This is a genomic window from Dactylosporangium sp. CS-047395 (genome assembly GCF_050942185.1).
GTDB lineage: Bacteria > Actinomycetota > Actinomycetes > Mycobacteriales > Micromonosporaceae > Dactylosporangium.
On sequence record NZ_CP192015.1, the window covers coordinates 743,535 to 763,339 of the forward strand.

Sequence of the window (19,805 nt, forward strand, 5' to 3'; positions counted from 1 at the left end):
GGGGAAATATAGGGCTCGCCTGAATTAGGACGGCGGAGGTTTCACGTGTCGGGGCGGACGCACCTGCCCAGCGGGCTGGTGACTTTCCTCTTCACTGACATCGAGGGCTCGACGCGTTTGGCCCAGATGCTCGGTGTGGGATACCGGCCGGTGCTCCACGAGCACCGGGAGGTGATTCGCCGCGCACTGTCCAAAGCGGACGGTGTGGAACTTTTCACGGAGGGTGACTCACTCTTCGTCGCGTTCGCCGACGCCGCCCTCGCCCTGTCCGCCTGCGCCGAGGCCCAGCGCGCGCTCGCCGCCCACGACTGGCCGAGCCCCGAGGCCCGCCCCAAGGTCCGCATGGGCCTGCACACCGGATTCGCCGAGCCGTACGGCGGCGAGTACACCTCCCCGGAGGTCCATCGCGCCGCCCGGGTCGCCGCGGCCGCGCACGGCGGGCAGGTCCTCTGCTCGGCCGCGACCGCCGCCCACGTCGGCCTGTCGTCCTCGGCCGCCCCGGTCGACCCGACCGACCCCGGCCTGGAGAACGGCCCGCTCGGCCACGGCGCCTGGCTGCTCGACCTCGGCCTGCACCGGCTGCGCGGCTTCGACGGCTTCGAGCGGATCTTCCAGCTCGTCGCGCCCGGCCTCGACCGGCAGTTCCCGCGCCCGCGCACCATCGACGCGCCCGCCCACAACCTGCCGGTGCAGACCACCCGGTTCATCGGCCGCGCCACCGAGCGGGCCGCCGTCCGCGATCTGATCAACCGGCACCGCCTGGTCACCGTGGTCGGGGCCGGCGGCGCGGGCAAGACCCGGGTCGCGGTCGAGGCGGCCGGCGAGATCGTCGAGCGCTTCCGCGACGGCGTCTGGTTCGCCGACCTCAGCGCCGTGGCCACCGCCGACCTGGTCGACGTCAGCGTCGCCGCCGCGCTCGGCCTGCGCCCCGAACCCGGGCGCGCCGTGGTGCAGACCATCGCCGACCACGTCCGCGACCGCCGGCTGCTCGTCCTGCTCGACACGTCGGACGCCCAGCTGCCCGCCGCCCGCCGCCTGGTGTCCCGGCTGCTGTCGGCGAGCCCCGAGGTGTACGTCCTGGCCACCTCCCGCGAGCCGCTCGGCCTGCCCGGCGAGGTGGTGTGGCGCATCCCGCCGCTGTCGGTCGAGGCGGCTTCCGGCGGCGGCTTCAGCGACGCCGTGGCCCTGCTCGTCGACCGCGCCTCCGCGGCCCGGGGCGGCCGTCCGGTCGAGCCCGGCGACATCGCCCACCTCACCCGGGTGGCCAAGGCGCTCGAGGGCCTGCCGCTCGCGCTGGAGCTGGCCGCGGCCCGCCTGCGCCTGCTCTCGCCGCCCCAGCTCGCGGACCGCATCGGTGACGTCCTGGGTACCCTCGACGCCGGCCTGCGCCCCGCCACCCCCGATGCGGGGATGAGCGACCGGCACCGCACCATGCAGGCCGCGGTCGACTGGTCGTACCGCACCCTCGACCCCCGCTCGGCCCGGCTGCTGCGCTGGCTGTCCGTCTTCGCCAGCCCGGTCGACCTGCCCGCGATCGAGTGGCTGCACGACGGCGACCCGCTCGACCCGCTGGCCACGCTGGTCGACAAGTCGCTGCTGCAGGCGGAGGCCGGGGCCACCAACGCGACGTACCGCATGCTCGACCCCATCCGCGCCTTCGCCGCCCGCCTGCTGCTGGAGGCGGGCGAGGAGGAGTCGGCCCGCGAGCGGCACGTCGCCTGGTGCCTGCAGGCGGCCCACGACGCCTACCTCGACAACGAGGGGCGCCCGGTCACGCTTTCGCTGTACACCCTGGATCCGTTGGCTGACGAGCTGCGTGCGGCCCTGCACTGGACGGTGACCCGGGGCAGCGCCCGGCAGGGGCTCGCGCTGGCCGGCTCGATGGACCAGTGGTGGCGCGAGCGCGGTCTGGTCCGCGAGGGCCGCATGTGGTTGTTCCGCTTGTACGAGCGGATCAGCGCAACCGGCGAGCCCGTACCCGACGCCGAGCTGGCGGCCGCGTACCACATGCACTCCCTGCACGCCGGCGCCGACGGCGAGACGGTCGAGGAACTGCGCTTCTCCCAGCGCGCCGAGGCGGCCGCCCGCCGCGCCGGCGATCCCGGACTGCTCGCCCGCATCCTGTCGGCCCGCGGCGCCCCACTGCTGGAGATGGGCCGCACCGACGAGGCCGAGCGGGTCACCCGCGACGTCATCACCTGGTCCGACGAGCAGGGCGTGGCCGGCGAGGCCCTGTCCGCCGTCTACGCCCTGGCCCAGCTCCTGTGGCGGCGCGGCGCCCTCGACGAGGCGGCGGACCTGCTGGCCAGCGCCCGGCCGTTGGAGAACAGCCGCCCGTTGGAACGCGGCCGCCGTACCGTCGACATGCTTTTGGGGATGGTCGCACTGTCCCGCGGCGACCTGGTGGCGGCCCACGACCACTTGATCGTCGCCCTCCGCTCGCGGATGACCCACGGCTTCCACCTGCGGGTCTGCGAAACCCTGAACGCCGTGGCGGTCCGCTGCGCGCTGGCTGACGACCTGGACACCTCGGCCAAACTGTTCGGCGCGGCCCAGTCGGCCCGCATTCGGCTGCGCTGCTCCAGTGGCGGGTTCGCCGCGTACTGGACCGAGCAGCAGGCCGACCTCCGCTCCTCCATGGGCGACGCGGCCTTCGACACGGCCTACGCAAGCGGCGGGGCGCTGAGCCTGGAGGAATCGGTGGCGCTGGCGCTGACCATAGAGCACCCAGACCTCATGGCCGGCTCGATACGCTTCTCAACTGTCGAGTAATCGCGGAGCGGACGGTCTTACTGGCGCTCTTGGTTACCGTGCGATGTCCTGAAAAGCGGTGGGGGAGCTTCGCTCCACCCACACCCCCTCAACACCGCACCGGGTCCTTGGGGCAGCGACGCGTCATTCCGAGCAGGCCTACTCCTCCTCGGGGTCCTGGTTGGCCTCGACGCCGAGCACGTACGCCTGCATCGCCAGCTCGTCCCCCGCCGGCCACACAAAAGCGGGCAGCTCCGCCGGGCCCAGTTCGCGCACGTAGCCCCAGAACGCCCGCACCGCCTCCCCGGGCGAGCTCGCCTCGATCGGCATGTCCACGCTCACCAGGTACGTCCGCCGCGGCGCGACCGGAGCGGCCGGCGCGGCCTGCCGGGCGACGGCGAGGTAGGCGTCCTCGTCAAGCGGCCCGGCCCGCAGCCCACCGGCGGGCAGCGGAGCGTCGAGCAGGTTCACCGTGTACTGCACCCGCCCCGCCCGGTCGACGCGGCCCAGGCCGAACACGACCGGTTCGGGCCCGCCGGCGACCAGGAGGGCCTCATCGCCGGGGGCGAGGCCCTCGACGGTCAGCTCACCGGCCCCGTAGACCCGCTCGTTCGCGTATTGCTCCTCGGAGACCTCGACCACCCACTTCGCCATTGCCTTATTGCATCACGGCGTCAGATCCGCACGAAGCAGCCGGCCACGTGATCGTTGACCATGCCGGTCGCCTGCATGAGCGCGTAGGCCGTTGTCGGGCCCACGAAGCGGAAGCCGCGCTTCTTGAGGTCCTTGGCCATGGCCTTGGACTCCGCGGTCACAGCCGGCACGTGGGAGAAATCTGCCGGCCGGTCGGGCTTGGGGGAGGGGGCGAAGGACCACAGCAGGGCCGCGATCCCGCCCGGCAGCTCGGCCGCGGCGCGGGCGTTGGCGATCGCCGCCTCGATCTTGGCGCGGTTGCGCACGATGCCGGGGTCGGCCAGTAATCGGTCCACGTCGGCCTCGCCGAACGCGGCCACCTTCTCGATCTCGAAGCCGGCGAACGCGGTCCGGAACGACGGGCGCTTGCGCAGGATCGTGATCCACGACAGCCCGGACTGGAACGCCTCCAGGCTCATCCGCTCGAACAGGCCGTTGTCGTCGCGGATCTCCCGGCCCCACTCGTTGTCGTGGTACTCCAGGTAGTCCGGCGTCGACCCGCCCCAGCCACACCGGGCCAGCCCGTCCGCCCCCACCACCACATCACTCATGCACGCAAGCTACCGCCCGGGTACGACAAAAACCCTCAGCGCAGCTTCCCGGCCTCCACCAGCCGGGCGAACCGCCGCAGCGCCCCCGTGAGACCCGCCTTGGAGCCGGGCCAGAGCAGCGGCCAGGCCAGCCGCCCGGCGTTCCCGGCCGGCAGCTGGAACCACTCGTGCCACACCACCTGCGTGCGGGTCGGGCCCAGTGCGGTACACCGGAGAACTCCCGGGCCCCGCAGCACCTTTCCGTGATGCACGACCCGCACCTCGAACGGCGGGTCGACCTTCACCACCCGCATGAGGTCGCGCACCAGCACCGGCCCGGCCTGCGTGACCGCCTCGATCTGGCTGCCCTCGCCGCCGTCGCCGGAGAGCACCCGGACGGTCGTGAACGGGATCCACTCGCCCTGGCGCGACCAGTCGGTGAGCGCCGCGAAGACCTTCTCGGCGGGCGCGGCCACGATCACCGTGGCCGTCACCTCGCCGGGACCGGGCCGTTCCGCCTCGGCGTCGTCGCCGCCGGTCACTTCACCACCGGCGAGGGGCGGAACTCGTCGGCCGGCTTGTCCTCGGTGTCCTCATCAGCAGAGGAGGAGGAGATCACGTCGGCGTCGGCGTCGGCCGGGGCCTCCGGCGACGCACCCGTGGCGGCGGCCTGACGCGCGTCGCGCAGCGCGTCGGCGTCCTCCTGCCGGCCCTCGCGGAGCGCCTTGATCTCGGCCTCGAGGACCTGGATCAGCTCCTCCTTGTAGCCGATGTCGTACCCGGCCCGCCGCAGCGCCGTGTCGACCTGGTTCATCCGGTAGCCCCGGACGACCGTGTCGAAGCGGAGCTGGTTGACGTCACCCTCGACCAGCGGGCGCGACGACGGCAGCGGCACGGAGCGTCCGTCGGGCTCATGTCCTTCGATCCCCGGGTCATCACCGGTGATCAACAGCGACACGCCGAACCCGATGGCCCCGACGACCACAGCGGCGATCAACACCAGGAGGAACTCAGCCATAGGGGGAATCGTGGCACGCTGAGTACGCCTGGGCGAGCCCGGCACACCCATCAGTAGGAAACACGGAGGTCATGCGATGTTTCGTCTCGGCGCTCGGCAATTCGCCGACGGCGATTACGCGGTGATGGCGATCGTCAACCGGACTCCCGACTCCTTCTTCGACAAGGGTGCAACTTTCGCGGAGGACGCGGCGCTGCGCGCGGTGGAGGCGGCGGTCGAGGAGGGCGCCGACATCATCGACATCGGCGGGGTGAAGGCCGGACCGGGCGAGACCGTCGACGCCGCCGAGGAGCTGCGGCGGACGCTGCCGACGGTGCAGAAGATCCGGGCCATGTTCCCGGACGTCGTGATCTCGATCGACACCTGGCGGGCCGAGGTGGCCCGGGAGGTCGTCGCGGCGGGCGCGGACCTGATCAACGACACGTGGGCGGGTGCCGACCCGGCCCTCGCGGAGGTCGCGGCCGAGACCGGGGCGGGGCTCGTGTGCTCCCACGCCGGCGGGCTGACCCCGCGGACCCGCCCGCACCGCACGGCCTTCCAGGATCCGGTCGCCGATGTGGTACGGACCGTCACCGCCCTGGCCGAGCGAGCCCTCGCCCTCGGCGTGCGCCGCGACGGCATCCTGATCGATCCGGCGCACGACTTCGGCAAGAACACCCGCCACTCCCTGGCGATCACCAACCGCCTCGACGAGATGGTGGCGACGGGCTGGCCGGTGCTCGTGGCGCTGTCGAACAAGGACTTCATCGGCGAGACCCTCGACGTGCCGGTGGGGGAGCGGCTGGAGGGCACCCTCGCGGCGACGGCGGTCTCGGCCTGGCTGGGCGCCCGGGTGTTCCGCGCCCACCAGGTCCGCGCGACCCGCCGCGTCCTGGACACCGTGGCCGCCATCCGGGGCGACCGCCAGCCGGCCGCCACCCGGCGCGGCCTGGCCTGAGAACCGTGGAGCCGCGAAGCGCAAAATCCGGCAAAACCGAGTAACAGCTCGGAACCAGTGGCCCGAACGGGTATTGCCTAGAGCCTCAGGTCCATCGGAGGATGTCTTTCCGCCAGGCATACAGAATGCCCAGGAAGAGGACCGCTACGAAGATCGCCATCTCGACCACCACCGCACCGCCGTACCCGGGCGCGTCGTAGATCACCGCCCACGGGACCAGGAAGACACTTTCCACCGCAAACAGGGCGTAGAGATAGGCGTACACATAGTAGCGGATCTGGGCCTGCGCCCAGTCACCACCAACCGGGTCCAAACCGCACTCATAGGTCTCGTACTTCGCACCCGTGGCGGTCGACCACTCGGCCGAACGGCGCGGACCGAGAAGCCGGTTGGCCGTAAAGGCAGCGACGAAAACCCCGGCTCCGACCAGGAGAAGGAGCCCGAGCGTCGCATATCCACCCAGATAACCGCTCACCGCACGCACCGTACACGCATCATCACGATCTCCGAAGTGCCGAAAACGCGAATCTGTCTAGATAATGTGCTTCAGGTTCCTTGTCGGACTGCAAAAGAGCCCGGCGAGTCACCTCGTCAGACACGACATCAGAAGGACACCCCCTTATGGAAGCACCCTCGGGCCGCCGCACAACACGGCGGCTGCGGGCCGGCTCCTTCGTGCTCCTGGCCACCGTCTGCTCCGTGCTGTTCGCCGCGCCGGCGTACAGCGAGCCGCCGGGCGATGGCGAGACCAGTACCGCACCGGTGGAGACCCCGACCACCGAGGTCCCGACGCCGGACCCGACCACCGAGGCCCCGCCGACGGAGGCCCCGCCCACCACCGTGGCCCCGCCGCCGCCCACGACGGAGGCGCCGCCGTCGCCGCCGACGCCCGTGCACCGGTTCAAGATGACCGTGAGCACCGTGTCGCTCAGTGACGCGTACTGGCAGGGTGACGGCTCCAGCGAGCTGGTCGTCGCGATCAAGAACACGGGCGAGAACGTCGGCAAGGACACCGTCACCGGCTACTACGCGCTGCCGAGCGGTGCGCAGGTCACCGGCGGGTACGGCAGCGGCGGTTGCAATGTCGCGGTTGGCGCCTACAGCTTCAGCTGCGCCCTGCCTCAGGACGCGATGGGCCAGATCGTGCTCAAGGTGAACGTCGACCCGGGGGCGTGGAAGACCATCACGGCCGGGCAGATCACCGCGTCGATCGGGGCGTACCAGCGAATCGCTCCTATCTCTTTCGCCTTCACCACCCCGCCGACGCCGGGCATCGAGCTCAACACCTCGGCCCCGCCGCTGCCCGCCGCGTCCGCCCCGGTCGACGAGTCGTTCCAGCTCGCGGTGCGGCTGCGCAACACCGGGGTCACCAAGGCCGTCGGCGCGGTCGAGATCGTCACGCCGCCGGGGGTGGACCTGGTGACCTTCCCCACGGCCTGCCGCTCGCACAAGCGCATCGCCGGCGACCGGGACCGCTGTGAGCTCGGTGACATCGCCGCCGGCAAGGAGGTCTCGGGCAACTTCGGCATGGCCATCAGCGCGGCCGCACGGGCCGAACTGCCGCTGGTCGGGGCGGTGCACGCCTACCTCGCGCCGCCCGGGCTGGACATGATCGAGACCCGCTACGACTACAAGATCACCGCTCCGGCGCTGGCCGGCTCGGAGGCCCCGCTGCCGACCTCGGCCCCGCCGTCGCCGCCGGCCCAGCGCAACCTGGACAGCGACCTGAGCCTGCGCAATCAGTCCGGCGGGGACGGCAGCCAGCTGTCCAGCATGCCGATCATCGGCGCGATCGTCGCGCTGGTCGCGCTGTTCGGCGTCTTCGTGGTGCTCTCGCTGCGCCGCCGCATGCGCCTGGACACCGGCGAGGACGACTCGCTGCGGGCCGACGAGATCGAGGACGTGATGCTCGTCCCGGTCAGCGGCGGTCTGGGCGGCAAGTCCGAGGTGATCAGCCGCTCGTCGGTACCGCGCTCGCTGACCCTGCCCCGCCTGCCCGACGGCCCCGTCGCCGGCTCGCGGTTCCGGGCCACGGACGACCCGCCCAAGCGGGACAGCGAGGACTGAGCGTGATGAGGCGGGCGCCGGGGAGTACACCCGGCGCCCGCTTTGTTCGTATTGGCGCGAAGCGCACAAGACGGCGGACCGCGCAATGACGAAAGTCGCAGCTTCGGCGCCCCGGAAGGGATATGCGCCGCAGGCATGACGTTCACGCCGACGTACCCTCAGGGGTGTAAGGCAACCCATCCGCCGCCACAGGAGGTCAGCTCACGTGACCAAGCAGGTCCGCCAGCTGGATCGAGTGGTCATCAGGTTCGCTGGCGATTCCGGCGACGGCATGCAGCTCACCGGTGACCGTTTCACATCCGAGACCGCGCAGCTCGGTAACGATATTTCCACTTTGCCCAACTTCCCAGCCGAGATCCGGGCTCCTGCCGGGACCCTGCCGGGCGTGTCGAGCTTCCAGGTGCACTTCGCCGACTTCGACATCCTCACGCCCGGTGACGCGCCGAACGTCCTGGTGGCGATGAATCCCGCGGCGCTGAAGGCCAACCTGGCCGACCTGCCCAAGGGCGCGTCGATCATCGTGAACACCGACGAGTTCACGAACCGCAACCTGGCCAAGGTCGGCTACGCGGCCAACCCCCTGGAGGACGGTTCCCTCGACGGGTGGAACGTCGCCCCGGTCGGGCTGACCTCGATGACGGTCAAGGCCCTGGAGTCCTTCGAGATCTCCAAGAAGGACGCCGAGCGGGCCAAGAACATGTTCGCGCTGGGCCTGCTGTCCTGGATGTACTCGCGGCCGCACGAGTCGACGCTGTCGTTCCTGGAGCGCAAGTTCGCCTCCCGCCCGGAGCTGGTGGCGGCGAACATCGCCGCGTTCAAGGCCGGTTGGAACTTCGGCGAGACCACCGAGAACTTCGCGGTGCGCTACGAGGTCAAGCCGGCCCGGATGGTGGCGGGCAACTACCGCAACATCACCGGCAACGCCGCGCTCGCCCTGGGTGTTGTGGCCGCGGGGGTACGGTCCAAGCTGCCCGTCTTCCTCGGCGCGTACCCGATCACCCCGGCCTCCGACATCCTGCACGAGCTGAGCAAGCACAAGAAGTTCGGCGTGACCACGGTGCAGGCCGAGGACGAGATCGCCGCGATCGGCGTGGCCCTGGGCGCCTCCTACGGCGGTGCGCTCGGCGTCACCACCACGTCCGGCCCCGGCGTCGCGCTCAAGGGCGAGACGATCTCCCTGGCCGTCGCGCTGGAGCTGCCGCTGCTGATCATCGACGTGCAGCGGGCCGGCCCGTCGACCGGTCTGCCCACCAAGACCGAGCAGGCCGACCTCAACATGGCCCTGTTCGGCCGGCACGGCGAGGCTCCGGTCGCGGTGCTCGCGCCCCGCTCGCCGGCGGACTGCTTCAACACGGCGATCGAGGCGGCGCGGATCGCGCTGACCTACCGCACGCCGGTGATCCTGCTCTCCGACGGGTACATCGCCAACGGCTCCGAGCCGTGGCGCCTGCCGGAGACCGACGACCTGCCCGACCTGCAGGTGCAGTTCGCGACCGAGCCCAACGGGGAGGACGGCAAGACCTTCCTGCCGTACCTGCGCGACCCCAAGACCCTCGCCCGGCCGTGGGCGGTTCCCGGCACGCCCGGGCTGGAGCACCGCATCGGCGGCCTGGAGAAGGCCGACAAGACCGGTGACATCTCCTACGACCCGGCCAACCACGACTTCATGGTGCGCACCCGCGCGGCGCGCATCGAGGGCGTCGACGTGCCCGACGTCGACGTCGAGGACCCGGACGGCACCGCCCGCGTGCTGGTGCTGGGCTGGGGCTCGACGTACGGCCCGATCGGCGCCGCCGCCCGCGCCCTGCGCCAGCGCGGCCTGGCCGTGGCCCAGGCGCACCTGCGCCACCTCTCGCCCATGCCGAAGAACCTGGGCGAGGTGCTCAAATCCTACGACAAGGTCGTCATCCCGGAGATGAACCTGGGCCAGCTCGCCGGGGTCATCCGGTCGCGTTACCTGGTCGACGCCATCGCCTACAACCAGGTCCGCGGCCTGCCGTTCACCGCGTCCGAGCTGGAGGGCGTGCTCGAGGAAGTGGTCAAGAATGCCTGAGCAGTTGAAGTTGACCATGAAGGACTTCAAGTCCGACCAGGAGGTCCGCTGGTGCCCCGGCTGCGGGGACTACGCGATCCTGGCCGCCGTCCAGTCCTTCATGCCCGAGCTGAACATCCCGCGCGAGCGGATCGTGTTCGTCTCCGGCATCGGCTGCTCCTCGCGGTTCCCGTACTACATGAACACGTACGGCATGCACTCGATCCACGGCCGCGCGCCGGCGATCGCGTCCGGGCTGTCCGTGTCCCGCCCCGACCTGTCGGTGTGGGTGGTCACGGGTGACGGCGACGCGCTGTCGATCGGCGGCAACCACCTGATCCACGCGCTGCGCCGCAACGTCAACCTGAAGATCCTGCTGTTCAACAACCGGATCTACGGGCTGACCAAGGGGCAGTACTCGCCCACCTCGGAGATCGGCAAGGTCACCAAGTCGACCCCGGCCGGCTCGGCGGACTCGCCGTTCAACCCGATCTCCCTCGCGCTGGGCGCGGAGGCGAGCTTCGTCGCGCGGACCATCGACTCCGACCGCAAGCACCTGCAGTCGGTGCTGCGGGCCGCGGCCGAGCACCGCGGTTCGGCGTTCGTGGAGATCTACCAGAACTGCAACATCTTCAACGACGGCGCGTTCGAAGTGCTCAAGGACCCCGGTACCCGGGACGACTACATCATCCGGCTCGAGCACGGCAAGCCGATCACGTTCGGCAAGGACGGCGAGTGGGCGGTCACCCACCCGCCCGGCGGCTTCGGCCTGTCGGTGCTGCCGACCGCGTCGGTCCCGGCCGAGGAGATCGTCGTGCACGACCAGACGGTCACCGAGCCGGCGTACGCGTTCGCGCTGTCCCGCCTGCCCGGCCTCGACCTGCGCAACACCCCGATCGGCGTGTTCCGCTCGGTCGAGCGGCCCGCCTACGACGACATCGTGCGCGAGCAGCTCACCACGGCGAAGGCCAAGGCCAAGGGCACGCCCGACGAGGAGCTCGCCGCGCTGCTCAACAGCGGCGACACCTGGACGATTCTGTAGCTGGGGTTTTCGAAGGACCACCGCCGCTCACGCGGCGGTGGTCTCCAGCCAGCGGGTCAGCGTCCGCACGCCCCAGCCGGTGGCGCCCTTGGCCAGCTCGCCGTCGGCGGAGTCGGCCCAGGCGGGCGAGGACATGTCGAAGTGCGCCCAGTTCTCGCGCAGCGGCCCGGTGAACTCGCGCAGGTACAGCGCGGCCAGCAGCGACCCCGCCCCGATGTCGGTCGAGTTGATGATGTCGGTCAGCTCGCCGCGGATCTCCGGTGCGTAGTCCTCGCTCAACGGCATCCGCCACACCGACTCGCCGCACGCCTCGGCCGCCGCCGCCAGGTCTCCGGCCAGGGTGTCGCTGTGGCTGTACATCGCGGCGGTCCGCTTCCCCAGCGCCACTCCCTGCGCCCCGGTGAGGGTGGCCAGGTCGATCAGCACGTCGGGGCGCAGCCGGCGCACGGCGTAGGCCATCGCGTCGCCCAGCACCAGCCGGCCCTCGGCGTCGGTGTTGAGGATCTCCGACGTGATGCCGCCGTAGTGGGTGACGACGTCGCCGGGGCGCATGCTGTCGCCGCCGAGCGCGTTCTCGGCCAGCGGGGCCAGCGCGGTGATCCGCACCGGCAGGCGCATCGCGGCCGCGGCCAGGGTCGCGCCGACGACCGCGGCCGCGCCGCCCATGTCCTTGCGCATCAGCTTCATCCCGGCCAGCGGCTTGATGCACACGCCGCCGGTGTCGAAGGTGATGCCCTTGCCGATCAGCACCACGTGCCGCTTCGCTCCGCGCGGCCGCCACGACAGCTCGACCAGCCGCGGGCCGCGGGCCACACCGGCGCCCCGGCCGACCGTGAGGATCGCGTTGAAGCCGTGCTCGCGCAGGTATTCCGGCTCGCGTACCTCGACCGTCAGCCCCGCCACCCCGGCCGCCGCCTTGGTCACCTGCTTGGCGAACCAGGCCGGGGTCTTGCGGTCGCTGGGCATGTTGGTCAGGTCGCGGGCCAGGGTGGTGGCGGTGACGATCGCGCGGGCCTGCTCCAGCGCGGCGGTGCGCTCCTCGCTCGCCTCCAGCGCGATCGTGACGCGGCGCAGCGGGTCGGGATCGGCGTCGGCCAGCCGGAACCGGTACGCGGCGAGCCACAACCCCTCCGCCAGCGCGCGCAGCGCGGCCGGGGCGGCATCGTAGGGTACCAGAATCCGAAGCCCTTGCTCTGCCCGAGCGGCCTTGGTCAGCGCCGCGCCGGCGGCCCGCCAACCGGCCTCGTCGCCGTCGCCGATGCCGACGAACAGCAGCGGCGACGGCTTGCGGCCAGGCCGTGGCAGCTTGTGCATGGAGCCGGCCGAACCGGAGTGCTCGACGTCCTCCAGGAACGCCTCACTCTCGGCCAGGTCGGCCGGGTTGAGCAGGTCGAGCGTGGAGAAGGGATCGCTGGACGGCACCACGACGGCCACCGCACCAGAGGAAGCGCGGCTCGTGGCGAGCCTGATGTCCAGCACGGGGCCTCCAAAAAATTCCGCGCGCACGACAGTGGGAGCGACCGCGTGCCGGCCGCTCCTCCCAACCCAGTCAACCCGATAGCGGAGCCGATTGCAGGAAGACTCAGCCAGTGGCCGTCTTCAGCGCCTCGCTGAGTTCGTTGGCCTCATCCTTGGTCATCTCGACGACGAGCCGTCCACCACCCTCGAGCGGGACGCGCATGACGATGCCGCGGCCCTCCTTGGTGACCTCCAGCGGACCGTCGCCTGTCCGCGGCTTCATGGCCGCCATGTTGTCTCCCTTCGCTCCCTGATGTCCCAGACATCAGGTGGCACAGCCGTCCCCGCATGCCCGGCGCGCCAGCTCACGGGGCCTCGACCGGACCCGCGGACTCCGTGATGTACGCGCCAACCGATGATTTTCCCTGATGATGGCCCCAAGACCCAAACCGGGGCGGCAACCTTGTGACACTTCCTGGCCAAAATGGCTGGGTAAGTGTCACAATAAGCGGCCATGCAGGCCCGGTCCGCCCTCTTTGATCTCTACGGCGACCATCTGCGCCCGCGTGGCGGTCGGGCCGCCGTAGCCGCCCTCGTGCGCCTGCTCGCTCCCCTCGGCATCGCCGCGCCGGCCGTGCGCACCGCGATCTCCCGCATGGTGCGACAGGGCTGGTTGCACCCACTACGGTTGCCGACCGGCCCCGGATACGGCATCACCCCCAAGGCGGCACGACGCCTCGACGCCGCGGGCGCCCGCATCTACCGCACGCAACGCCCCGGCGGCCCCGGGAGCGCATGGGCGGGCAGCTTCGATCTCATCACGCTCGAACCGCCCGCGCATCGCGGCGCGCGGGCGAGACTGGTGGCGAACCTCGGATTCCTCGGGTACGGCTCGATCGACGGCTCCACGTGGATCGCGCCGCGCCCGGGTGAGGGGGTCGACGCCCTGCTGACGGAGGCCGGTGTGCGCTACGACCGCTTTACGGCGGAGCATTCCGGCGGTACTGCTGGAGCCGTGAACCTCGTCGCGCGAGCCTGGGACCTCGACGCGCTCGCCGCCTCGTACGGCGAGTTCGTCGAGCGCCTCACGCCGCTGGTGCACTCCGTCGGCCCGGCCACCCCCGACGAGCAGGCGTACGCGGTCCGGTTCACGCTGGTCCACGCCTGGCGCGGGTTCCTCTTCCGCGACCCGCAGCTGCCGGCGACCCTGCTGCCCGCGCGCTGGGCCGGCACCGCCGCGGCCGCCTTCTTCGACCACCACGCCCTGCGCCTGCGCCCCGCTGCCGACCGGTTCGTGGACGCGAGCCTTTTTTAGGAGACCTGATGGACGACCTGCTCGTGGAGCGCACCGAGTCCGGTGTGGCGATCCTGACCCTCAACCGCCCCGACGCCCTCAACTCGCTGACCGACGCCCTGAAGGTCGCCCTCCGCGACACGTTGCAAAACCTTCAAACCGACGCCACGGTACGGGCAGTGGTCCTCACCGGCGCCGGCCGAGCCTTCTGCGGCGGCCAGGACCTGCGCGAGCACGCCGCGTCCCTGGAAGCCGGCACCGGCTCCTCCCTGTCGACCGTCACCGAGCACTACAACCCGATCACCACGTCCCTGGCCGAGATGCCCAAGCCGGTCGTGGCCGCGGTCAACGGCATGGCCGCCGGCGCCGGCGCTTCGCTCGCCCTGCTGGCTGACTTCCGCGTGGGCGGCCCGCGCACGGCCTTCCTGATGGCCTTCGCCAACGTGGGCCTGGCCGGCGACACCGGCATCTCCTGGTCGTTGCCCCGGATCGTCGGCCACGCCAAGGCCACCGAACTGCTGCTCCTGGCCGAACCGGTCCGGGCCGCGGACGCCTTCGCGTTGGGCATGCTGACCCGCCTGGCCGAGTCCGACGAGGACGTCCTGCCGACGGCGCTGGAACTGGCGGACCGCTTGGCCGCCGGCCCGACCGTGGCGTACGCCCAGATCAAGCGCGAGCTGGCGGTCGGCGGCTCGGGCTCGCTCGCGGACGCCCTGGCCGTGGAGGCCGAGGCGCAGGCCACCTGCGGCCGGACCGCCGACCACCAGAACGCGACGGCGTCCTTCGTCAACAAGCAGAAGCCGGTCTACTCGGGGCGCTGAGCTTTGCGATCCGATATGTCGGGCGCGCGTCATGTCGGGCGCGCGTCCGATATGTCGGGCGCTGGCGCGCCGCGACATATCGGATTTATCGTATATGCGCGGTTGTTCTTCAACTGAGTCGAAGCTGGGCCTGACATGCCTCGTACAAACGGGGCATAGCGTGAGGTCCATGGCCGATCGTGAGAAGGTCGCGCAGTTGCTGCGCCGGGCGACGTTCGGGCCCACCGCCGAGGAGGTCGACGCCGCCGAGGCCAAGGGCCCGGACGCGACCCTGGACGCCCTGTTCGCCGCGACCGGCGCCGACGCCGGCGCGGCCCGGACCCCACCGCCCAAGCTCGGCCCGGTCATCAACGAGAAGTCCGACCGCGCCGAGCAGATCCGCACCGTCGGCACCTGGTGGCTGGACCGCATGGTGCAGGCCGAGCACCAGGTGCACGAGAAGCTGACCTTCTTCTGGCACGGCCACTGGGCCACCTCCGCCGACAAGGTCAAGTCCGGCCCGCTGATGCTGGGCCAGCAGCAGACCCTGTTCCGCACCGCCTTGGGCGACTTCGCGACGCAGGTCCACGCGATGCTCCGCGACCCCGCGCTCATCATCTGGCTGGACGGGCAGAAGAACACCAACAAGGCCCCGAACGAAAACCTGGCCCGCGAGCTCATGGAACTCTTCACGCTGGGCGTGGGCCACTACACCGAGGAGGACGTCCGCGCGGGCGCCCGGGCCCTGACCGGCTGGGTCGTGGACCAGAAATCAGGGACGGCGACCTTCAACGCCAAGCGCCACGACGACAAGCCCAAGACCATCCTGGGCCAGACCGGCAACTACGACGCCGACGGCTTCGCGGACCTCCTGCTGGCCCAACCGGCGAGCCCCGAGTTCATCGCCCGCCGCCTCTGGCTGCGGTACTGCAGCGACGCCCCGATCCCCGACGCGGTCCTCGGGCGCGCGAAGTCGAAGCCCACCACGGCCGCGATGCTGCGCGAACTGCTCGCCGCGGACGGCCACACCGAGCTGGTCAAACAGCCCGTCGAGTGGCTGGTCGGCGCGCTGCGTCAGCTGCAGCTGCGCCCGGGGGACCTGCCCGACGCCCAGCGCAAGCAGCTCCAGAGCGGCTTGAACGCGCTGGGTCAGGTCCCGCTCCGCCCGCCGAGCGTGGGCGGCTGGCCGGCGGGCGCGGCCTGGCTGACGACGTCGGCGACGCAGGCCCGGATCAAGCTGGCCCAGACCCTGGCCGCAAAAGCCCCTCAGCCGGTACTGGACCGCCTCACCGCCACCCCAGCCCCCCAACGCCCGACGGCTCTGGCCCGGCTCCTGGTGATCGACAAGTTCACCGATCGGACGCTGGCCGCGCTGACTCCCGCCGCCGGCGACGCTCGCCGGTTGCTGACGCTGGGTCTCGCTAGTCCCGAGTACGCCATCAACTAGAGCTTTTGGGCTTTGGGCTTCTAGAGCTTTCTCGGCTTGGGCCTCTAGAGCTTTTTGCCCGGGCCTCGCAGGTCATCAACTGGAAGCGTTCGCATCGTTTGGAAGGAGGCGGCATGGACGCCCTGACCCGCAGGAAGTTCCTGATCGCCAGCGGCGTGGTCGGCGGCACCGCCCTGGCCGCCGGCGGCGCCTGGACGCTGCGCGACATCTTCGACACCAAGACCTGGGACGACCGCCCCGGCGACGCCAAGACCCTGGTGTTGGTCACCCTCTACGGCGGCAACGACGGCCTGTCCAACGTCATCCCGTACGCGGACAAGGCCTACGCCCCCGCCCGCAACGAGCTCGCCTACAAGCCGGAGGACGTCCTCAAGCTGGACGACACCCTGGGCCTGAACCCGGGCCTGGCCGGCCTCAAGCGCATGTACGACGCGAAGAAACTCGCCATCGTCCGCGGCGTCGGCTACCCGAAGCCCGATCACAGCCACTTCCGCTCGATGGACATCTGGCAGACCGCCCAGCCCGACCGCCCCGGCAACACCGGCTGGCTCGGCCGCTGGCTGGACTCGATCGGCGGCGACCCGCGCCACGCCGTCTCCTTCGAACCCGTCCTCCCTCCCGTCCTGGCCGGCGAAACCACGGCCGGCGCCGCCGTTCCCGTCTCCGGCCTGACCCTCCCGAACGGCGTCAAGCCCGAGGTCCTCACCGCCTTCGGCAAGTCCTCCGACGGCGAGTCCCCGCTGCAGGCCCGAGCCGCCCGCGCCTTCGCCGACCTGGTCGAGGTCGACGCCCTGATCCACAGCGTCGACGAGACCGACGGGGAGAACGACACCTCGTCCTCCTCCGGCACCGGCACCGGCGGCCGCTCCGACCTCAAGACCCAGCTCGACCTGGTCGCCCGCTGCGTCGAGGCCAACGTGGCGACCCGGGTCTTCTCGGTCTCCCTGGGCGGCTTCGACCTGCACGCGGAGGAGCGCAACTCCCAGGAGATCCTGCTCAAGCTCCTGGACCAGGCCCTGACCACGTTCGCCGACCGCATGTCGAAGACCGAAGCCGGCCGCAAGGTCGTCGTGGCGGTCTACTCGGAGTTCGGCCGCCGTGTGGCCGCCAACGGCTCCGACGGCACCGACCACGGCACCGCGTCCAACATGTTCATCCTGGGCAGCCCCGTGCAGGGCGGCCTCTACGGCGAGCAGCCCAGCCTCTCCGACCTGGACAACGGCGACCTGAAGTTCACGACCGACTTCCGCTCCGTCTACGCCACCCTCCTGCACGACGTCCTCGACGCCGACCCGGAGAAGATCCTCGGCTACAAGGACCAGCTCACCGGCATCCTCTAACCACCGCTCGCACCCGTGCGTGAGTGCCGCCGACCGGGAGCTGACTTTCTGACCGCCGCCCGCGCTCCGGGGCACGGCTCCACCCGCCCGCGCTCCGGGGCACGGCTCCAGCCTCCTGCGCGTGGGTGCCGCCACCGGGAGCCGACGTTCTGACCGCCGCCCGCATTCCGGGGCACCCGCTCGTGCGTGGTGCCGCCGGCCGGGAGCTGACCTTCTGACCGTCCTGGGCCCCGCCGCACGTGGACGGGGCCCAGTCGCGTTGCCGCCGCGGTCAGCCCGGCCGCGAACAACCTCGGCTCAGCCGGCTGCGAACACCACGGACCGGTCGCCCTGCTCCGCCATCAGATCGTCGGCTGCCGCCAAGAGCTGCCCGTCCGCTGACTGCGAAGCCGCCGCCTCGTCCAATGCGGTCCCGGCCAAGTCGGTGAGCCCCTGCGCGGCCAAGCCGTTGAGCCCACGCCCGGCCAAGTCGTTGCGCCCGGGCTCGACCAAGCTGTGCAGGTCGGCCGTGGCTCGCTCGTCCAGCTCGGCCGCAGTCAAACCGTCCAGCCCAGCCACATCCGAGCCGCCCGGGTTGCCCAAGTCGCGCGGAACGGCGGTCGCCAGGTCGTCGGCAACGCTGCCTGGTTCAATGGCCGCCAGGTCGTCGGCGACAGTGCGCGGGGCGGCCGTCGCCAGGTCGTCGGCGACGCAGCCCGGGTCCTGCGGGCTCCACGGCGCCGGATGCCGCGGCGCCGAGCGCGGCGGGTGGGTGCTCCACGCCGTCGACCGCGGTCTCCGCGCCGAAGCGGAGCGCCGCCGCGTGCGCTCCGCGCGTTCGCGCTCCGTCCGGTCCTGGTCGATCCAGGTCAACGCGGCCCGGCAGGTATAAGCCCACCAGCCGATCCAAGGCCCGTACCACTCCCGCAGTTCGTCCGGCGACGGCGTGTCCTCGCCGTAGACCGCGCGCGCCGTATGCCGGTACTGCTCCATCTCCAACGGCACCGCATCCGGCCGTCCGAGGACCCGCAGCAGCAGGGCGTGCGCCGTGTAGTCGCCGATGCCCCGCACCGAGAGCAACGCGTCCCGGGCCTCGCCGTAGGGGCCCGTCCGGAGCAGCTCCTCGTCCAGCGCGGCCACCCCCGCGAGCACCTGGACCAGCCGCTCCGCCTTGTTGCGGCCCTGGACGAACGGCCGCACCTCGAACGCCGTGAGCCGCGACAGGCTGGGCAGGTCGGGGATGGCGGTGAAATCCTGGCCGTCCACGGAGGCCGGGATTCCGAAGTAGAGGGTGAGCCGGCGCTTGCCCAGGGTCGCGAACCACTGGGTGGAGTTTTGCAGGAGCGTGAAGTACACCACTCCCTCGGCCAGACTCGAGAACCTGACCTGGTGCAGGCCCCGCGCCAGGGCGAGCAGCGGCCGGACCGGCTCGTCGGCGTCGGCCCGGGTCAGGAACTCGGCCCGGTCGTCGTCCAGCCCGAGCCAGGCCGAGACCCGTCTTCGGACCGCGTCGAGGTCGGGGCCGTCGAGTGGATCGGCGCTGAAGACGGTCAGCCCGGCCCCGGGTGCGCCGTCGTCGCGCTCGGCGACCTCGACGACCACGGCCGCCTCCGGGTCGCTGGGGTGCGGGAAGGCGCGGCGCACCGAGCCGGCCGGGTCGAGGGCGATGTCGCGCTGCGCGGGGCGGAAGTCGGCGAGCGCTCGCAGGGAGGAGCGCAGGTCATAGGGGGCGGTGGCCGAGAGGATCGTCCGGGTGATGATGCCGAGTTCTGTCATGCCCGTATCTTCGAACACGGGTACGACAATTTTGCGGAGCGCTACTGTGCGCGAGCGGCGATCAGCAAACCGTCGCCGAGGGGCAGGAGGGCCGGCACCCAGGCATCGCTCTCGCGGAGGGCCTTGACCGCCTCACGAAGCAGTACCGTCTCCGCGTCTCGAACCGTGGGATCGCTGACCCGTCCGCCGGCCAGGGCATCGGCCAGGACCAGGGTGCCGCCCGGCCGCAGGAGGCGCTCGGCGGCGGCCACCACCGGGCCGTACTCGCTCTGGTCGTGGTCGACGAACACCAGGTCGTAGGCCCGGTCGGCGAGCCGCGGCAGCACGTCGAGGGCCCGGCCGGTGATGATCCGCGTGCGCGACGGCGGGTTGCCGGCGGCGGAGAACACCCGGCGCGCGATGCGCTGGTGCTCGGCCTCGAAGTCGATGGTGGTGAGCACGCCGTCGCGGCGCATCCCGCGCAGCAGCCAGCCGCCGCTCACCCCGGTGCCGGTGCCGACCTCGACGACCGCCTTGGCGTTGCTCACCGCCGCGATCACCCGCAGGGTCGCCCCGCAGCCCCGGCTCACCGCGCTGATGCCCAGCTCGAACGCCTGCTCGCGAGCGGCCGCGAGCACCGGGTCCTCGGCGACGAAGCCGTC

Annotated in this window: 18 protein-coding genes; 9 read left to right on the top strand and 9 right to left on the bottom strand. The window is 71.5% G+C overall.

Going from position 1 to position 19,805, the window contains the following annotated elements; translation table 11 throughout:
* Window positions 1-45: 45 nt before the first annotated feature.
* Window positions 46-2,772 carry an adenylate/guanylate cyclase domain-containing protein gene (locus ACQP00_RS03480; protein WP_433214176.1) on the top strand — a complete coding sequence of 909 codons (2,727 nt, stop codon included), beginning with the start codon at window positions 46-48 and terminating at the stop codon, window positions 2,770-2,772.
* A 138-nt stretch (window positions 2,773-2,910) separates the two neighbouring features.
* Here the strand turns inward: ACQP00_RS03480 and ACQP00_RS03485 are convergent, their stop codons facing one another.
* Genes ACQP00_RS03485 through ACQP00_RS03500 form a run of 4 tightly spaced genes read right to left on the bottom strand, consistent with a single transcriptional unit; the run spans window position 2,911 to window position 4,992 of the window.
* Entirely contained in the window at window positions 2,911-3,405 is a 495-nt protein-coding gene (locus ACQP00_RS03485) for a hypothetical protein (protein WP_433214179.1), read from the bottom strand.
* A gap of 20 nt (window positions 3,406-3,425) precedes the next feature.
* Window positions 3,426-3,995 (bottom strand): DNA-3-methyladenine glycosylase I, encoded by a 570-nt coding sequence (locus ACQP00_RS03490; RefSeq protein WP_433214182.1) that lies wholly within the window; start codon window positions 3,993-3,995, stop codon window positions 3,426-3,428.
* A 35-nt stretch (window positions 3,996-4,030) separates the two neighbouring features.
* Window positions 4,031-4,516 (bottom strand): SRPBCC family protein, encoded by a 486-nt coding sequence (locus ACQP00_RS03495; protein ID WP_433214185.1) that lies wholly within the window; start codon window positions 4,514-4,516, stop codon window positions 4,031-4,033.
* On the bottom strand, window positions 4,513-4,992 hold the full coding sequence (locus tag ACQP00_RS03500) for a DivIVA domain-containing protein (RefSeq protein WP_433214188.1): 480 nt from the start codon (window positions 4,990-4,992) through the stop codon (window positions 4,513-4,515). Before ACQP00_RS03500 ends, ACQP00_RS03495 begins: the two co-directional genes overlap by 4 nt.
* 76 nt (window positions 4,993-5,068) lie before the next feature.
* Here ACQP00_RS03500 and folP point away from each other — a divergent pair, with 76 nt between their 5' ends.
* Window positions 5,069-5,929, top strand: a complete 861-nt coding sequence (gene folP, locus ACQP00_RS03505; RefSeq protein WP_433214191.1) for a dihydropteroate synthase — start codon at window positions 5,069-5,071, stop codon at window positions 5,927-5,929.
* A gap of 85 nt (window positions 5,930-6,014) precedes the next feature.
* Here the strand turns inward: folP and ndhC are convergent, their stop codons facing one another.
* On the bottom strand, window positions 6,015-6,404 hold the full coding sequence (gene ndhC, locus ACQP00_RS03510) for an NADH-quinone oxidoreductase subunit A (protein ID WP_433214194.1): 390 nt from the start codon (window positions 6,402-6,404) through the stop codon (window positions 6,015-6,017).
* A 146-nt stretch (window positions 6,405-6,550) separates the two neighbouring features.
* On the opposite strand from ndhC, the gene ACQP00_RS03515 reads away from it, so the two are divergent.
* From ACQP00_RS03515 to ACQP00_RS03525, 3 genes are all read left to right on the top strand, one after another.
* On the top strand, window positions 6,551-7,996 hold the full coding sequence (locus ACQP00_RS03515; protein WP_433214197.1) for a hypothetical protein: 1,446 nt from the start codon (window positions 6,551-6,553) through the stop codon (window positions 7,994-7,996).
* Window positions 7,997-8,201: 205 nt separating this feature from the next.
* Window positions 8,202-10,049: a 2-oxoacid:acceptor oxidoreductase subunit alpha gene (locus ACQP00_RS03520; protein WP_433214200.1), complete on the top strand. Its 1,848-nt coding sequence runs from the start codon at window positions 8,202-8,204 to the stop codon at window positions 10,047-10,049.
* A complete protein-coding gene (locus ACQP00_RS03525) occupies window positions 10,042-11,070 on the top strand; it encodes a 2-oxoacid:ferredoxin oxidoreductase subunit beta (RefSeq protein ID WP_433214203.1) in 1,029 nt (342 codons plus the stop codon). Before ACQP00_RS03520 ends, ACQP00_RS03525 begins: the two co-directional genes overlap by 8 nt.
* A gap of 27 nt (window positions 11,071-11,097) precedes the next feature.
* On the opposite strand, the gene ACQP00_RS03530 is transcribed toward ACQP00_RS03525, so the two are convergent.
* Both ACQP00_RS03530 and ACQP00_RS03535 read right to left on the bottom strand, forming a co-directional pair.
* Window positions 11,098-12,549: a leucyl aminopeptidase family protein gene (locus ACQP00_RS03530; protein ID WP_433214206.1), complete on the bottom strand. Its 1,452-nt coding sequence runs from the start codon at window positions 12,547-12,549 to the stop codon at window positions 11,098-11,100.
* Window positions 12,550-12,652: 103 nt separating this feature from the next.
* Window positions 12,653-12,820 carry a DUF3117 domain-containing protein gene (locus tag ACQP00_RS03535; RefSeq protein ID WP_081971220.1) on the bottom strand — a complete coding sequence of 56 codons (168 nt, stop codon included), beginning with the start codon at window positions 12,818-12,820 and terminating at the stop codon, window positions 12,653-12,655.
* 222 nt (window positions 12,821-13,042) lie between these two features.
* On the opposite strand from ACQP00_RS03535, the gene ACQP00_RS03540 reads away from it, so the two are divergent.
* The 4 genes from ACQP00_RS03540 (at window position 13,043) to ACQP00_RS03555 (ending at window position 17,409) form a co-directional block, all read left to right on the top strand.
* A complete protein-coding gene (locus ACQP00_RS03540; protein WP_433214209.1) occupies window positions 13,043-13,843 on the top strand; it encodes a PaaX family transcriptional regulator in 801 nt (266 codons plus the stop codon).
* A 5-nt stretch (window positions 13,844-13,848) separates the two neighbouring features.
* Entirely contained in the window at window positions 13,849-14,643 is a 795-nt protein-coding gene (locus tag ACQP00_RS03545) for an enoyl-CoA hydratase-related protein (protein ID WP_433223670.1), read from the top strand.
* A 169-nt stretch (window positions 14,644-14,812) separates the two neighbouring features.
* Complete coding sequence (locus tag ACQP00_RS03550) at window positions 14,813-16,069, top strand: DUF1800 domain-containing protein (RefSeq protein ID WP_433214212.1); 1,257 nt, start codon at window positions 14,813-14,815, stop codon at window positions 16,067-16,069.
* A 113-nt stretch (window positions 16,070-16,182) separates the two neighbouring features.
* Window positions 16,183-17,409, top strand: coding sequence for a DUF1501 domain-containing protein (locus ACQP00_RS03555; protein WP_433214215.1), 1,227 nt, complete (start codon window positions 16,183-16,185; stop codon window positions 17,407-17,409).
* 297 nt (window positions 17,410-17,706) lie between these two features.
* On the opposite strand, the gene ACQP00_RS03560 is transcribed toward ACQP00_RS03555, so the two are convergent.
* Both ACQP00_RS03560 and ACQP00_RS03565 read right to left on the bottom strand, forming a co-directional pair.
* Window positions 17,707-19,164: a DNA-3-methyladenine glycosylase family protein gene (locus ACQP00_RS03560; protein WP_433214218.1), complete on the bottom strand. Its 1,458-nt coding sequence runs from the start codon at window positions 19,162-19,164 to the stop codon at window positions 17,707-17,709.
* Between the two features lie 41 nt (window positions 19,165-19,205).
* Window positions 19,206-19,781 (bottom strand): O-methyltransferase, encoded by a 576-nt coding sequence (locus tag ACQP00_RS03565; protein WP_433214221.1) that lies wholly within the window; start codon window positions 19,779-19,781, stop codon window positions 19,206-19,208.
* Window positions 19,782-19,805 lie beyond the last annotated feature (24 nt).

What these genes read in the sequence shown, in the direction of transcription:
- ACQP00_RS03525 (WP_433214203.1), top strand. Translation starts at nt 10,042, where the DNA reads ATGCCTGAGCAGTTGAAGTTGACCATGAAGGACTTCAAGTCCGACCAG.
- ACQP00_RS03500 (WP_433214188.1), bottom strand. Translation starts at nt 4,992, where the DNA reads ATGGCTGAGTTCCTCCTGGTGTTGATCGCCGCTGTGGTCGTCGGGGCC.
- folP (WP_433214191.1), top strand. Translation starts at nt 5,069, where the DNA reads ATGTTTCGTCTCGGCGCTCGGCAATTCGCCGACGGCGATTACGCGGTG.
- ACQP00_RS03540 (WP_433214209.1), top strand. Translation starts at nt 13,043, where the DNA reads ATGCAGGCCCGGTCCGCCCTCTTTGATCTCTACGGCGACCATCTGCGC.
- ACQP00_RS03560 (WP_433214218.1), bottom strand. Translation starts at nt 19,164, where the DNA reads ATGACAGAACTCGGCATCATCACCCGGACGATCCTCTCGGCCACCGCC.
- ACQP00_RS03515 (WP_433214197.1), top strand. Translation starts at nt 6,551, where the DNA reads ATGGAAGCACCCTCGGGCCGCCGCACAACACGGCGGCTGCGGGCCGGC.
- ACQP00_RS03490 (WP_433214182.1), bottom strand. Translation starts at nt 3,995, where the DNA reads ATGAGTGATGTGGTGGTGGGGGCGGACGGGCTGGCCCGGTGTGGCTGG.
- ACQP00_RS03535 (WP_081971220.1), bottom strand. Translation starts at nt 12,820, where the DNA reads ATGGCGGCCATGAAGCCGCGGACAGGCGACGGTCCGCTGGAGGTCACC.
- ACQP00_RS03485 (WP_433214179.1), bottom strand. Translation starts at nt 3,405, where the DNA reads ATGGCGAAGTGGGTGGTCGAGGTCTCCGAGGAGCAATACGCGAACGAG.
- ACQP00_RS03555 (WP_433214215.1), top strand. Translation starts at nt 16,183, where the DNA reads ATGGACGCCCTGACCCGCAGGAAGTTCCTGATCGCCAGCGGCGTGGTC.
- ACQP00_RS03550 (WP_433214212.1), top strand. Translation starts at nt 14,813, where the DNA reads ATGGCCGATCGTGAGAAGGTCGCGCAGTTGCTGCGCCGGGCGACGTTC.